Annotated in this window: 13 protein-coding genes; 10 read left to right on the top strand and 3 right to left on the bottom strand. The window is 53.8% G+C overall.

Annotated features, from left to right (window positions below):
- The first annotated feature begins 217 nt into the window (after positions 1-217).
- The 5 genes from B4O97_RS14830 (at position 218) to B4O97_RS14810 (ending at position 5206) form a co-directional block, all read left to right on the top strand.
- Entirely contained in the window at positions 218-1180 is a 963-nt protein-coding gene (locus tag B4O97_RS14830) for a site-specific DNA-methyltransferase (RefSeq protein WP_083051982.1), read from the top strand.
- A 144-nt stretch (positions 1181-1324) separates the two neighbouring features.
- Positions 1325-1780 carry a transcriptional regulator NrdR gene (nrdR, locus tag B4O97_RS14825; RefSeq protein WP_083051981.1) on the top strand — a complete coding sequence of 152 codons (456 nt, stop codon included), beginning with the start codon at positions 1325-1327 and terminating at the stop codon, positions 1778-1780.
- 53 nt (positions 1781-1833) lie between these two features.
- Entirely contained in the window at positions 1834-3933 is a 2100-nt protein-coding gene (locus B4O97_RS14820) for a ribonucleoside triphosphate reductase (RefSeq protein WP_083051979.1), read from the top strand.
- Positions 3934-3953: 20 nt separating this feature from the next.
- Entirely contained in the window at positions 3954-4511 is a 558-nt protein-coding gene (gene nrdD / locus B4O97_RS14815) for an anaerobic ribonucleoside-triphosphate reductase (protein ID WP_083051978.1), read from the top strand.
- Entirely contained in the window at positions 4508-5206 is a 699-nt protein-coding gene (locus tag B4O97_RS14810; protein WP_083051976.1) for an anaerobic ribonucleoside-triphosphate reductase activating protein, read from the top strand. Before nrdD ends, B4O97_RS14810 begins: the two co-directional genes overlap by 4 nt.
- A gap of 75 nt (positions 5207-5281) precedes the next feature.
- On the opposite strand, the gene B4O97_RS14805 is transcribed toward B4O97_RS14810, so the two are convergent.
- A complete protein-coding gene (locus tag B4O97_RS14805; protein ID WP_158084322.1) occupies positions 5282-5548 on the bottom strand; it encodes a hypothetical protein in 267 nt (88 codons plus the stop codon).
- Positions 5549-5639: 91 nt separating this feature from the next.
- Positions 5640-6782 (bottom strand): deoxyguanosinetriphosphate triphosphohydrolase family protein, encoded by a 1143-nt coding sequence (locus tag B4O97_RS14800; protein ID WP_083051973.1) that lies wholly within the window; start codon positions 6780-6782, stop codon positions 5640-5642.
- A 118-nt stretch (positions 6783-6900) separates the two neighbouring features.
- Between B4O97_RS14800 and B4O97_RS14795 the strand changes: the two genes are divergently transcribed.
- The 5 genes from B4O97_RS14795 to B4O97_RS14775 all read left to right on the top strand — a co-directional run bounded on the left by B4O97_RS14795 (position 6901) and on the right by B4O97_RS14775 (position 12314).
- Complete coding sequence (locus B4O97_RS14795) at positions 6901-8994, top strand: EAL domain-containing protein (RefSeq protein ID WP_083051972.1); 2094 nt, start codon at positions 6901-6903, stop codon at positions 8992-8994.
- 37 nt (positions 8995-9031) lie between these two features.
- The gene (locus B4O97_RS14790) at positions 9032-9601 is read left to right on the top strand and encodes a shikimate kinase (RefSeq protein WP_083051970.1); all 570 of its coding nucleotides are present in this window, start codon (positions 9032-9034) and stop codon (positions 9599-9601) included.
- Entirely contained in the window at positions 9591-10658 is a 1068-nt protein-coding gene (gene aroC, locus B4O97_RS14785; RefSeq protein WP_083051969.1) for a chorismate synthase, read from the top strand. The genes B4O97_RS14790 and aroC overlap by 11 nt, the downstream gene beginning before the upstream one ends.
- Positions 10659-10687: 29 nt before the next feature.
- On the top strand, positions 10688-11221 hold the full coding sequence (locus tag B4O97_RS14780) for a hypothetical protein (RefSeq protein ID WP_083051967.1): 534 nt from the start codon (positions 10688-10690) through the stop codon (positions 11219-11221).
- A gap of 76 nt (positions 11222-11297) precedes the next feature.
- Positions 11298-12314, top strand: a complete 1017-nt coding sequence (locus B4O97_RS14775; RefSeq protein WP_083051965.1) for a DUF6588 family protein — start codon at positions 11298-11300, stop codon at positions 12312-12314.
- A 69-nt stretch (positions 12315-12383) separates the two neighbouring features.
- On the opposite strand, the gene B4O97_RS14770 is transcribed toward B4O97_RS14775, so the two are convergent.
- Positions 12384-13781 (bottom strand): glycosyltransferase family 4 protein, encoded by a 1398-nt coding sequence (locus tag B4O97_RS14770; protein WP_233143071.1) that lies wholly within the window; start codon positions 13779-13781, stop codon positions 12384-12386.
- Between the last annotated feature and the right edge of the window lie 9 nt (positions 13782-13790).

Genomic DNA, 13790 nt, shown 5'->3' with positions numbered 1-13790 from the left:
GATTCGCAAACTGGGGGTCACTTCATATTGTCTACTCTTTTTCCCATATCCTGCGTCGTCAAGATTTCCTGCGGTCCTCAACTCTTGTTACGACAAGAGTTTGCGGGCGCTACAAAATCTTTCCTTCTTGACTTTGGTAAAAATACCACGTTTTTAGAGGTGTCCTTTATAAAAAGGGGACTGGTAATGCCGGCAAACAGTACTGTACCATGGGGGTATGGAAAAACTGCCCCGCCTGGACACGGACAATGAACTGAAGAAACGCATCCTGCCCCACTGCAGGCTCAAGGAGGGCGAGATATGGCAGGACCCCGAAGGACTGCACCGGGTGGGTGTCGGTGATGCGGGGAACCCCGATTTCCTGGACAGGCTGTTCAAGGGACGCAGAATAGGTACCATGCTGAACGATCCCCCCTACAACATCGCCGTAGGAAGGCGTCCCACTGCAGCCCTCTCCAGAAAAAGCGCGGATGAATATGTTGAATTTACCCGGCGCTGGCTTGACGCGAGTCTTTCGTTTCTGGACAAAGATGCCCATTTCTACCTCTGGCTCGGAGCGGACCAGAACGACGGGTTCCAGCCCCTCCCGGAGATCATGATTCTGCTGAGGGAGTATGGGGACCTCAGGTCCAGAAGCTTTATAAGCATGCGGAACCAGCGCGGCTACGGTACACAGCAGAACTGGATGAGCCTGCGTCAGGAACTTCTGTACTACGTAAAGGGAAAACCGGAATTCAAGGTTGTCTACACGGATATTCCAAAAATCCTGAAGGGGTACTATAAAACCGTGGGGGGCCGCAGGCAGGAAAACCTGGAACGCAGCAGAAGCGACTGTATTCGCCCCGGAAACATCTGGGTGGATATGCAGCAGGTGTTCTACCGTATGGAGGAAAACGTCCCCGGAGCGTATGCACAAAAACCCCTGGCTTCGGCGGAACGGATTCTTACGGCATCACCCCCGCCGGGAAACTCCGTGGTGGCGGATCTTTTCTCTCATTCCGGCACGACCCTCCTGGCTGCGGAAAAAGCACAGCTCCCCTGCTGCACCATGGATATTGATCCCGTCTATGCCGAACTGAGCATACGGCGTATCGAACGTTTTCGCAGTACCGCTAAGACCGGCTGGCAGTGGGAAAACCCTTTTCCGGAGATCGATATGGAGTCCACTGAACGTCTGTAAAGCTTATGTATAAAAATACCCTTCTTTCTGCCTTCTGCCCATTGAACCGCGACATATAGTGTGTTATTATTCTGATTGTCCGTAATTAAGCACTATATATACGGTCGCTATATATGGCGGCTCTGTAAGGAATTAGTCAGAAATATGCGCTGTCCTCATTGCCACGAAGTGGAAGATCGCGTTGTTGAGTCCCGGCAGAATGCCAGCGGTACGTCCATACGTCGCCGACGGGAGTGTCTGTCCTGCGGGTATCGCTTTACCTCTTACGAGCGCATAGAAGAAAAGCCTCTTATGGTGATCAAGAGGGACGGACGCCGGGAACCGTTCAGCATGGACAAGATCGAACAGGGTATACAGCGGTCCATGCAGAAGCGTCCTGTTTCCCAGAAGGATATCGAGGAGATGCTTCACGCCATAGAGGACGAAGCAGCTTTGATATCCAAGAACAGCAGGGAGATCCGTGCCGAGGAGATCGGTGAGATGGTGCTGAAGAAACTCTATGAACTTGACGGAGTTGCCTATGTGCGTTTTGCCTCGGTGTACCGCATGTTTGACAATGTCGATGAGTTCATAAACGAGATCGAAAAGCTTACCCGCTAGGGCAGGCATATAACAAAATACTTGAAGTAAAACTGGGAGGGGAACATTTTTTTATGCCCGAGAACAGCTGGAAAGATTTTTTAAAGGAACATCATACCGACACTGAAGGACACCCGGTACGACAGATAGTCAAGCGGGACGGAGCCATTGAGCAGTATGATCGCTGGCGGATAGCCTCGGCCATAAGCCGGGCCATACAGGCGGCCAGAGACAGGGAAAACATGCCTCTGGTGGAGGTTCTTACCGCCAGGGTGGAAAAGCGTCTCCTGGATTTCATGAGCACCCGACATCCCAACTCCGCTCCCGCGGTGGAAGAAATTCAGGATATCGTGGAGAACGTACTCATCGAGTCCGGAGAGAGCGATATAGCCAAGAAATACATTATATATCGTGCCCGTCACGAGGTAATGCGGGATACCAGGAAACTCATGGTGGATATCAATTCCACCATGGACGGTTACCTGAGCCAGTCGGACTGGAGAGTCAACGAGAACGCCAATGTCAACTTTTCCCTGGGCGGTCTGATTCTGCACAATTCCGGAACCATCACCGCCAACTACTGGCTCAAGAATATCTATCCCGACGAGATCGCCGACGCCCACAGAAAGGCGGATTTTCACATCCACGACCTTTCCATGTTCTCCGGATACTGCGCCGGCTGGTCCCTTCGTCAGCTGATCCAGGAGGGGCTTGGGGGCGTTCCGGACAAGATTACCTCGACTCCGGCAAAGCACCTGTCTACCCTGATACAGCAGATAGTCAATTTTCTCGGAATCATGCAGAACGAGTGGGCCGGCGCCCAGGCCCTCTCGAGTTTCGACACCTATCTGGCTCCCTTTGTAAAGATCGACACCCTCAGCGAGGATGACGTCAAGCAGGCAATCCAGAGTTTCATCTTCGGTGTCAACACCCCCTCCCGCTGGGGAAGTCAGGCGCCCTTTACCAATATAACCCTGGACTGGACCGTTCCGCCGGACCTGGCGGATAAACCCGCCATTGTCGGGGGCAGCGAGGCTGAATTTACCTACGGTGACTGCCAGGAAGAGATGAACCTTATAAACAAAGTTTTTATCGAACTCATGCTTGCCGGGGACGCCAACGGCAGGGGATTCCAGTACCCCATTCCCACCTACAATATTACCAGGGAATTTCAGTGGGAATCCCCCAATGCGGAGCTGCTCTTCGACATGACAGCCAAATACGGCACACCCTATTTTCAGAACTTCATCAACTCCGATCTGGACCCCGGAGACGTACGTTCCATGTGCTGCCGCCTCCAACTCGACAAGCGGGAACTCAGAAAACGGGGCGGAGGACTATTCGGCTCCGATGAGTTTACCGGTTCCATCGGGGTTGTAACCATCAACCTTCCCAGAATCGGGTACCTTTCAAAGAACAGGGGGGAGTTCTTCCGGCGCCTGGCCCGCATGATGGATCTGGCCGCCGAGTCCCTCACCATCAAACGCAAGGTTATTAACCGGCTCATGGAGAACGGTCTGTTCCCCTACACCAGGCGGTATCTGAAACATTTGAACAACCACTTCTCCACCATAGGCATCTGCGGCATGAACGAATGCCTCCTCAACTTTCTCGGAGCGGATATCACCCTCCCGGAGGGAAAACAGTTTGCCCTTGAAGTACTGGACTACATGCGGGACCGCCTTGCGGACTACCAGGAACGCACCGGGGACCTCTTCAACCTGGAGGCTACACCCGCCGAAAGCACCAGTTACCGTCTGGCGAAGCACGACAAGGAGCGCTATCCCGACATCATTACCGGCGGCGAGGAAGAGGTATATTATACCAACTCCACCCAGCTGCCGGTGGAATATACGGAGGATATCTTCGAGGCCCTGGATCATCAGGACGCTCTGCAGACCCGCTACACCGGGGGCACCGTTTTTCACGGGCTCGTGGGTGAGGCGATAGAAGACACCGAAGCCTGCAGGAACCTCGTAAAGAGTATCGCAACAAACTACCACCTTCCCTACTTCACCGTGACCCCTACCTTCTCGGTATGTCCTGTTCACGGCTACATTTCGGGAGAACACTTCGAGTGTCCCCGCTGTCGGGAAGAGGAGCGCGCACGTCTGAAGACGGAGATCCATCGCCTGGAAGCCCTGAAGAACGAGATGGTTTCGGAAAGCGCATAAAGTCAGCAAAGGAGTAAAAGATGAAGGAAAAACCGGACAGCACAATGACAATTGAACAGATCGACAGAGAGATAGAAAGACTGAACAGAGAAGTCAAAGACGTCAGAGGCCGTCAGACAGAGGTCTATACCCGGATCGTCGGATACTACCGCTCGGTAAAAAACTGGAACCGGGGCAAACGGGAGGAGTACAACCACCGACGGACCTTCGAGCTCCCCGGGGAGTACGCGGAAAAAGCGCAGCTTGCTGGAACTAAAGACGAAATCCGCCGCCGTATCGACGGGGATCAGAAGCAGTCCGGAGAGGCCTTGGATCTTAACAATATAGCCTCCTATCAGTATTTCTTCCGCACTACCTGCCCGAACTGTCCACCCGTCAGGACATATCTTGCGGAACTCGGCTTTCCGGGAAGCGAGATCAATGTGGACATGGATGAAGGTTTTGAACTGGCGGGAGAACTTGCGGTCTGTGCTACCCCGACGGTAATCTTCCGGGATTCCGCGGGCAACGAAGTCCTGCGCAGTGCAAATCTCCAGGAACTTCTCAGGACTTTCAATAAAGAACGGGCGGCCGGTTGATCCGTCGTCTGGGGCTGGTCAAAACCTCCCTAATTGATTACCCCGGCAAGGTGGCTGCAGTCCTCTTTACGCCGGGGTGTAATTTTCGCTGTCCCTACTGTCACAATCCTGAACTCGTCCAGGGACCTGTTCCGGAGGATTTTATCGCCTTTGACGAGATCCTCAGGTTTCTGGAAAAGCGGCGCCCCGTGCTGGGGGGGGTTGTGATTACCGGGGGGGAACCTCTGCTGCACCGGAATATCGGGAATCTTCTCACGGCAATACGGGAGCTCGGATTGCCGGTAAAAATCGATACCAACGGAAGTTTTCCCGAAGTGCTGGAGAATCTCAGGCCTGACTTTGTCGCCATGGATATCAAGACATCTTTCTCCAACTACCCCAGGGTTCTGTCTCCGGGTGCGAAGGCGGAAGAACTGGTAGAACAGATACGGAGGAGCCTGAAAATCCTGATCCAGAGCGGGATACCCCATCAGCTCCGGACAACCATGGTCCCTGGCATCGTGGATGAGAAGGATTTCGACGACATTATCCCCGAGGTGCAGGGGGCGGACTCTTACCTTCTGTCGGGATACAGAAACCAGCGAACTCTGGACAGTGCCTGGAGCGATGTAGACCCCTACAACCCCGAGGTCCTCGAAGCCGTTGCACAGAAGCTTCGATCGGCAGGGATACCCACGAAGCTGCGGAACAATTAAGGGTTCACATCGATACAGCAGCCGCCTGCACTGCTGCATTGGCAGGAAAGAGTTTTTGGGGTGTCCCGCTGTCTTTCAGGACTCTTTAAAAGATGAAATGCCTCTGTCGGAAGCTGAGGATCTGAGGCTTTTATCGGTTTTCCGTTTCGTCCAGAGGGGAAGATCAGAGGCGGAAAGACAGGTTTCGAGGGTTTTTCGATCGATGTAGCGCAGGTCAACCGCGATTTCGCCGAAACGCCGCCTGTCACCGCACTGTTGCCGCAGAAGAACGTTTTCCACCTGACGAGGATACATCTCCTCCGTGCGCAGAAGGTATTCCCCAATTTTCTCCTGGTACATCACGCTGAAACTCCCGGAAAAAGTTTCTTAAAGCTGTCTGTGGATGCGGCTGATTCTCAAGGCGCTTATAAAATACTACTCCCGCCGGGGCTTGTCAAATTCTTCCCCGCCTTTCAAACAGAAGGGTGTCGAATTTCGACTGGAAGTGTTTGGGGACCATGATCTCCGATACCGCATCCAGGGCAAAATCATCGGTCATTCCCGCGATGTAGTCGATGGCCATGGAAGAGGGAGAGGCCTTCTCACTGCTGTAGAGTTCCTCCATTTTTAAAAGATACTCCCCGTAGCGGGCGGCAAGGGTATTCCCCTCTTCAGGATAACGTTTGTACTCGCTGCCGAAACGGGCGTAAAGATCCGTCAGATAGGTATGGAGGGCAAAGAGAATACGCCGGAAATAACTGTGGTATTCCGATAGAAGTTCATGTCGATAGATACGTTCGTAGTTGAATTCCTTGAAACTCAGCAGTGCCTCATATACCGGCCTGGTAAAACCGATTGTCCCGGTCTTGAGGGATGACTGGATTATGTCGTTTACCAGGGAATCGATAATCTCCCCGTTGGAGACTCCAAGCAGGCTGCTCACCTTTTTCGGAAGAGAATCCCTGGAAAGAATCCTCAGCTTGACGGCATCCTCAAAATCCCGTCCAAGATAGGCAATTTTATCGGACATCCGGACAACGCAGCCCTCCCAGGTCGAAGGGTAGCGGTTCCGGGCCTGTATGGCTGAAAGATCCTTGAGCTCAAAATCCGGTACTATCGCCTGTTCAAACTGCTCACCGCAGTGATTGACTATGCCGTCCCGGACGGCATAGGTAAGATTGAGCCCCCGCCCGTGGTTGATCAGCTTGTCGACAACCCGCAGGGAATAGAGTTCATGGGCAAAGGGGGCACCCATTATCTCTTCCACGATTTTCTCCCCCACATGGCCGAAGGGGGTATGCCCCAGATCGTGTCCGAGTCCGATGGCCCAGGCAAGATCCGCGTCGAGGTTCAGGGAACGGCAGATGGTGGCAGCCACACTGGCAACGTGCAGAACATGCTCTATCCGGGTGCAGATGTGGTCGTTCTGGGGGGTAAAGAAGACCTGGGTCTTGTGTTTCAGGCGCCTGAAGGGATTTGAATGGATAATCGCGGTTGTATCCCGGAAAAAGGCCCCCCGCACGTCGTTGTCCCGGGGACGGACCCTGAGGGTCAGTTCTTCCCGGCTCAAGGGTGTAGAAAAAAACAGACTGCTCATATCTGCTTAAACCATGATGACAGGAAAGAAATATGTCAAGATGAAATATATCATTATTTTGGTTTGCATATTCTTCCACAAGTAAGTATCATGGAGTTATTGAGTAATTTGAGGGATTATGAACAACGAGAAGATTCTTATAGTTGAAGACGAACGGATCATCGCCATAGACCTTCAGCGAAGACTGGAAAACTTCGGTTACCGGGTAACCGGTGTCGCCGCGACCGGTCCCCAGGCGATAGAGTCCGTCGAAAATGAGCCCCCTGATATAATTCTCATGGACATAATGCTCTCCGGCGATATGGACGGTATCGACACTGCAGAGATTGTAAAAGAGCGATTCGAGATTCCCGTCATGTTTCTGACCGCCTATTCCGACGAGAAGACCCTGCAGCGGGCCAAAAACGTGGAGCCCCTGGGGTACATTCTGAAACCCTTCAAGGAAAAAGAACTCTACACGAGTATAGATATTGCCCTCTATAAATACAGCGTCGACAGGCAGCTCAAGTGGCAGGAGCGCTGGTACTCTGCGATGTTCTCCTCCATCGAGGATGGGATAATCGCCACGGATACCGATGGAAAGGTACGTTTCGTTAATCCCGTGGCGGTCTCCATTCTCGGACGGGGCAGCGATGAGCTGACAGGAAATCCCCTGGGAGAGGTTCTGGAGATATACGATTCCCGGGCCGGACGCATAGACTTCACGGACCTGACGAACATTCCCGCCGAGGACCTGCCCTTCCGGTTCCAGGATACAATTCTGATGAACCGCAGCGGAGACAAGATTCACGTGGACGGAGCTTTTTCCATGATCCTCGGCCCCCGGGGAGAAAACGAGGGGAGCGTGGTAGCCCTGCACGATACCTCGGTGGTAAAACATCTGAGCGACCGGATTTCCTACCAGGCAAGTCATGATATTCTTACCGGTCTGGCCAACCGGGAGGCTTTCTCCATGAGGTTGAACAGCCTGGTCCAGAATACCCTGGACGTCTCCATTACCCACGCCCTGCTCTACATCGACCTCGACCAGTTCAAGGTGGTCAATGACACCCTGGGACACCGCGCGGGGGACGAGATGCTCCTGCAGGCCACCTCCATCATCAAATCCATGGTACGGACCTCGGATTTCTGCGCGCGTCTGGGGGGGGACGAGTTCGGGGTAATTCTGGCTCACATATCCATCAGCCAGGCAAAACTCATTTCTGAACGGCTTCTGAACCGGCTGGTGAATCACAAGATGGTCTGGGACGACAAGGTCTTCACCATCAACTCCTCCATAGGACTGGTAAAGATCGATACCGAGTCCAAGGACATCCAGGCAATTCTGGCAGCAGCAGACGATGCCTGCTTTACCGCCAAGGAGGAGGGGGGCAACAAGATCAAGCTCTACGATTCGACGGCCAATATCTTCCAGAACCGGCGTAACGAAATGACCTGGATCTCCAAGCTCAATTCCGCCATCGAAGAGGACCGACTGGTACTCTACTATCAGCCCATCGTTCCTCTGAACGGAAAATACCGGACAGTCAAGAATGAAATCCTTCTGCGTATAGTCAGTCCCGAGGGAGACCTTATCATGCCCGGGGCCTTTATTCCTGCTGCGGAGCGTTACAACTTCATGCCCACCATTGACAAGGCCGTGGTCAAAAAGAGTCTTTCTGCAATATCCTCCATACTCAGGGAAGCCCCTGAGGAGGATATGATGTTCAGCATAAACTTGAGTGCCGGCACCCTGGCGAATGAACAGTTTCTGGGGACCATCGCGGACCTGGTGACGAGCTCCGGGGTTCCCTCCCAGTACCTCTGCTTCGAAGTCACCGAAACGGCGGCCATTTCCAACATGCAGGTAACCAATAATTTCATCAAGGAGATGCGAAACAAGGGCTATTCCTTTTCCCTCGATGATTTCGGCTCCGGTTTCTCCTCCTTCAATTATCTGAAAACCCTCCCCGTGGATTACCTGAAGATTGACGGCACCTTCGTTTCCGATATGGATGAGAATCCCATCGACCGCTCCATGGTGGAGGCCATCAACAATCTGGGACATATAATCGGAACGGTAACGGTGGCGGAGTTTGTAAGATCCAAGGAAATTCTCCTGCTCCTCAAGGATATCGGGGTGGATTATGCCCAGGGGTATGAAATCGCCGCCCCCTCCCCCCTGACACAGTTTTCCCTGGCTGCACCGCCGCTGAACGCCTCTGAACCTTGACCAGCGGTCTGCTGACAGGTACTCTGCCGTGACGCCTATGAATTACATCCCTTCCCGCCCGATCATTGTGTCGGGAATCAAACATTGCGGAAAATCCACCCTTGGTCGTCGCCTGGCAGACGAACTGGGTCTCAAGTTCCATGATCTCGATGATCTCGTGGTTGACCTGTGTCGTGAAAACCGGGGAGGACCGGATGCGATAACCTGGGAGCCCCGGGAGATCTATCGACGTCTCGGCAAATCCGGTTTCCAGGAGCTTGAAATCGGGGCGCTTAAAAGGCTCAGTGAACAGGGCGGATTATATGTACTGGCTTTAGGCGGCGGTACCCCGGACAATCCCGATGCCCTCCCCGTCTTGTCCGGACTCGGGATTATGGTGTACCTTTACGAAGAAGCGGAAGTCCTCTTTTCACGAATAGCCGCCAGGGGAATTCCCCCTTTTCTGGATGAAAAGGCCCCCTGGGAGAGTTTTCTCGAACTTTTCAGGCACCGGGACACATTGTACCGTTCGACGGCGGACCTTGTAGTCGAACTTAATGGTGCGGATGTTCAGGATGGTGCGGCCAGGATACGCAAGAGTCTTCAGGAGATGGATAATGTCAGGTAGCAGCTTCGGTACCCTGTTTCGTATAAGCACCTTCGGTGAGTCCCACGGACCCGGGGTCGGTGTCATCGTGGACGGCGTTCCTCCCGGGCTTCCTCTGTCGGAGGAGGATATCCAGCTGGAGATGAACCGCCGCAAACCCGGCCAGTCCGAGGTTACCACTCCCAGACAGGAGAGCGACCGGGTACATATTCTCTCCGGTGTATTTGAAGGTCTGACTACCGGCACCCCCCTTGGAATAGTCCTCTACAATCAGGACATGCGCCCCAGCGCCTACGATGATATCCGGGAGCTCTTTCGTCCCGGCCATGCCGATTTTACCTACCTTGCAAAGTACGGAATCCGGGACCACCGCGGTTCGGGACGGGCCTCCGGCAGGGAGACCGCCGGAAGGGTGGCCGCGGGAGCGGTTGCGAAGAAACTTCTTGCGCAGCGGGGTGTCTCCGTTACAGCCTACACCCTGCGGGCGGCAGGAATTTCCTGCGAAAGCTTCGACCCTGCCGTTATCGAGAAAAATCCCATGCGGGCCTGCGACCCGGTGGCTGCCGAAAAGATGGTTGCCAGGGTCAAGGAGCTCTCGGAGATCGGGGATTCCGTCGGAGGTATCATCGAATGCCGCATTCAGGGAGTTCCCGCGGGACTGGGAGAACCGGTTTTCGATAAGCTGGACGCTGAGCTCGCCCATGCCATTCTGAGCCTGGGAGCCGTAAAAGGGATCGAATTCGGTTCCGGCTTTGCCTGCGCCGACATGCGGGGGAGTGAGCACAACGACTGGATGGATTCGGAGGGATTCCTGAGCAACAATGCCGGCGGAGTTCTGGGGGGAATATCCACCGGACAGGAGATTGTGTTCCGGGCGGCGGTAAAACCCACATCCAGCATAACGGTAAAACAGAAGACCCGGAACATCCGGGGAGAGGAACGGGAGATCGTAACCGAAGGACGCCACGATCCCTGCATCTGCCCCCGTATAGTCCCGGTTATGGAGGCCATGGCGGCGATTGTACTGGCAGACCAGTTCATGCGCCAGGAAGCCCGGGGCCGTAAAAACCAGGCTTGAATCATGCTATTTCTGGAGGTATTTTTTTCATGCGTTATTCCTTTCGCGTAAAAGGCAACCGCAGGCTCTTTGTAGCCTACGGCCTTATTCTGCTGCTGCTTTTTCTGACCGCCGCTCCGCTGGTTATTCTGCCGGGGATTGCGGGAATGTTCATTGCGGTTCTCTTCGGCTACTTTGCCTTTCAGATGATCCGCATGCTCCTCAATCACATTAAAAGCTTTATCATGACCCATGATGACGGGATAACCCTGCGCTTTCCCACCAGTTCACTGGAACGCCTTGAGTGGGACCAGATTACCCATGCAGGCATTATCCGTACCCCCGAAGACAAGCTCGTACGCTTTATCTATGCCGAGGGAAAGGACCGCCTGGCTACGATCCCGGAAGAGTACAACCGCCTGGAGGATCTGGATGAGGAGCTGAAAGCCAAAACCGCCTGGTATGAACTGAGCCAGGAAAAGGGCAAAAGCATTCAGGAGACCATACGCCCGGTAACGAAACACGCGGATGGGGATGACGAATCGGAAGATTCCGACGAAAAAGATAAGGAAATCAGCGATTAAGACCGCCTGAAATTTGGATATTCCGGATTAACGTACTATACTTGTATTCAGCTGATTTTTTTCAACGGAGGAAGATATGAAACGCCTGCTGACAATAACAACAGTTTTAATGTTAATTATGAATTTTTCTCTGACGGCCCAGACTCCTGATCTTGACGAGTTTATCGCCACCTTTGAAGATTTCGCCGACGATGCGGCACCCTCGATGCCTATTCTGGCTGACGTAGGCCTGCGCTGGTCCGACAGCTACATCGGCGGATTCCCCCATTTCGGCGTGGGTACCTCGCTGGGTTTTGTAGTTGTTCCCATGGACGATATCGAAGGCTTCTTTACAAACCTCGGAGTAACGGAAGTTCCGAAGGAGCTGAAGGACCTGGGAGGGCTGCCTGTCCCCGCAACTTCGGTGGAAGCAAGATTAGGCGGACTTATCCTGCCCTTCGATTTCGGCATCAAGGCCGGATATATCCCCGAATTTGCCAAAGACTCTTTTAACGATGTCTCCGTGGACTACAAGATGTTCGGTTTCGACATGCGTTACCGGGTTATGAAAGAAGGCCTTCTGATGCCTGAGATCTCCGTAGGGGCCGGTTATACGTATCTTAATGGAATGGTTTCCACCAGTGTTGGTGAAACGACTACAATATCCGACCCTGATCCTGACCCGACAATCGGACCCAACAATAACTTGGGAAATCTGACATTTAATTCCCCGGACGTTGTCTTCGGATGGCGTAGCAATGTCATTGACGCTAAGGTTCAGATCAGCAAGAGCTTCTTATTTATACTTCGCCCGTACATCGGTTTTGGAGTATCATATGGTGTTTCCGAAGTTGGTGGAGGATATGATGCTGACGTAACAACTGACACCGGCAATGGAGTTACTATTCAAGACTGGAAAAATAAATACGGCAGTGATTTCGATGATATTGATTCCGACGGTGCCACCGTCTACTCCGAAGCTAATGGCGCATCCTTCCGGGCCTACCTGGGAACCTCCGTGGAGCTGCTCTTTGCCAAGCTGGACCTTTCCGGAACCTACAACCCCGTTTCCGGGGCCTACGGCGGCCAGCTGAACCTGCGGGCCCAGTTCTAGGTTACATAGCAGATATCTGTTTACTTTGCGGGGTCCCCTCAGGGACCCCGTTTTTTATGAGCGGGTTTGCTACACGGAGTAGGCCTGCTTGCTGCGGGCGACACGCTTGCGGGAGGCACGGATCTCGTCACCGTAATCCTCCAGGATCGTCCCGATCCTCTCCCGCAGTTTTCCGAAGCCGAACTCCCTGGCGGCTATCTCAAAGTTGTGTTCCACCGCCTCCTGCCTGACCGCGGGATTCGTCAGCAGCTCATAGACCTCTTCCACCGCCTGGTCGGGGATTACCAGGTGTCCGTCGTCGCCGTACACATCAAGGATTTCCACGTTCCTGAACTTGAGAATCCCGATGTCGGTCTTGTAGACCAGGTAGGTGGTGGTCACAACCGGAACCTTTGCCGCCATGGCCTCGAGCAGGGCGTTGCCGAAGCCCTCCCAGATGGGAAGATAGGTTACCAGATCCGCATTGGCCAGGACATCCCGGTTCGTGTAGAGCTTCCGCCCCCCTTCATCTGTTCCCCGCTCCGAGGCAACGCGGTCGGAAATCAGATGTACCTGGACCCCCAGTCCCTGCGCCATCTGCCGGATCTCTCCGATATAGTTTTCGTCCGGTTCGTCCCCCTGGTACAGGGAGATAATAAAATGGACCCTGTCGGCTATTTCAGGATGCAGGGCTATCAGCCTTCCCATGAGACCAATGGAATCTTCGATTCTCTTGCGCCGGACGATCCTGGTGGGCTGCACGACGAGAATATCCGAATCCCTGAATCCCAGTTCCCTGCGGAAATCCGCATTGTACTCATCCTTTACAACGGGGTTGTCAAAATCCTCGCAGTTGGGAACCAGCTTGGGCTGTACCCGCTTGATGGACCGCAGGATATGGGCGGCGTAGGTGGAGAGCACAATATGCTCCAGTCCCGGGTCCGTGGGCGGCATGATCCGCCCCAGCAGACCTTCGATATGGCTGTTGGAAAAACGACTCCGTTCCCACCAGAAATCGTGGTGATGAAAAATTGTAGCCACCCTTCGCTGAGTCGCCAGCTCGTAGACCCCCATCCCTCCCAGCAGGGTCATGGGCATGGCATTGGTATTCTGGGCCACGATTACATCCAGACTGTTGTTCTGCACATACTCGAAGAGCCGGTTGGCCACCTCCTTGCCTTCGAACTGCAGGCGGTCAAGGATGATCTTTTTCCGCTTCGGTGTTATATGAGGCGGGTGCTTCTGCAGAAATGGAAAGACCTGGCTCTCGTACCACTTCTGCTCCCGACTGTCGAAACGGATGTTCGGCAGGGTAAACTGCCGTTCCTGGGGAAGGCTTACCAGGGGAGTACCGTATTTTCCGGCGATGGTATGGACCTCATGGCCCATCTCGCCGAGAATCCTGATCCACTTGTCGACTTCGAGGGAAACCCCGTCGACATCACCGAGTTTTCCGGAAATTATTCCGATACGAAAGCCTGAGCTCACTGTATGCCT

The sequence above is a fragment of the Marispirochaeta aestuarii genome (assembly GCF_002087085.1).
Classification (GTDB): Bacteria; Spirochaetota; Spirochaetia; order JC444; family Marispirochaetaceae; genus Marispirochaeta; species Marispirochaeta aestuarii.
Note: the sequence above shows the minus strand (reverse complement) of the source record. Positions and strands in the feature narration are given on the sequence as shown.

Excerpts from the sequence above, each read along its gene's own strand:
- aroC (WP_083051969.1), top strand. The coding sequence starts at position 9,591 with ATGTCAGGTAGCAGCTTCGGTACCCTGTTTCGTATAAGCACCTTCGGT.
- nrdR (WP_083051981.1), top strand. The coding sequence starts at position 1,325 with ATGCGCTGTCCTCATTGCCACGAAGTGGAAGATCGCGTTGTTGAGTCC.
- nrdD (WP_083051978.1), top strand. The coding sequence starts at position 3,954 with ATGAAGGAAAAACCGGACAGCACAATGACAATTGAACAGATCGACAGA.
- B4O97_RS14830 (WP_083051982.1), top strand. The coding sequence starts at position 218 with ATGGAAAAACTGCCCCGCCTGGACACGGACAATGAACTGAAGAAACGC.
- B4O97_RS14800 (WP_083051973.1), bottom strand. The coding sequence starts at position 6,782 with ATGAGCAGTCTGTTTTTTTCTACACCCTTGAGCCGGGAAGAACTGACC.
- B4O97_RS14775 (WP_083051965.1), top strand. The coding sequence starts at position 11,298 with ATGAAACGCCTGCTGACAATAACAACAGTTTTAATGTTAATTATGAAT.
- B4O97_RS14820 (WP_083051979.1), top strand. The coding sequence starts at position 1,834 with ATGCCCGAGAACAGCTGGAAAGATTTTTTAAAGGAACATCATACCGAC.
- B4O97_RS14790 (WP_083051970.1), top strand. The coding sequence starts at position 9,032 with ATGAATTACATCCCTTCCCGCCCGATCATTGTGTCGGGAATCAAACAT.
- B4O97_RS14780 (WP_083051967.1), top strand. The coding sequence starts at position 10,688 with ATGCGTTATTCCTTTCGCGTAAAAGGCAACCGCAGGCTCTTTGTAGCC.
- B4O97_RS14795 (WP_083051972.1), top strand. The coding sequence starts at position 6,901 with ATGAACAACGAGAAGATTCTTATAGTTGAAGACGAACGGATCATCGCC.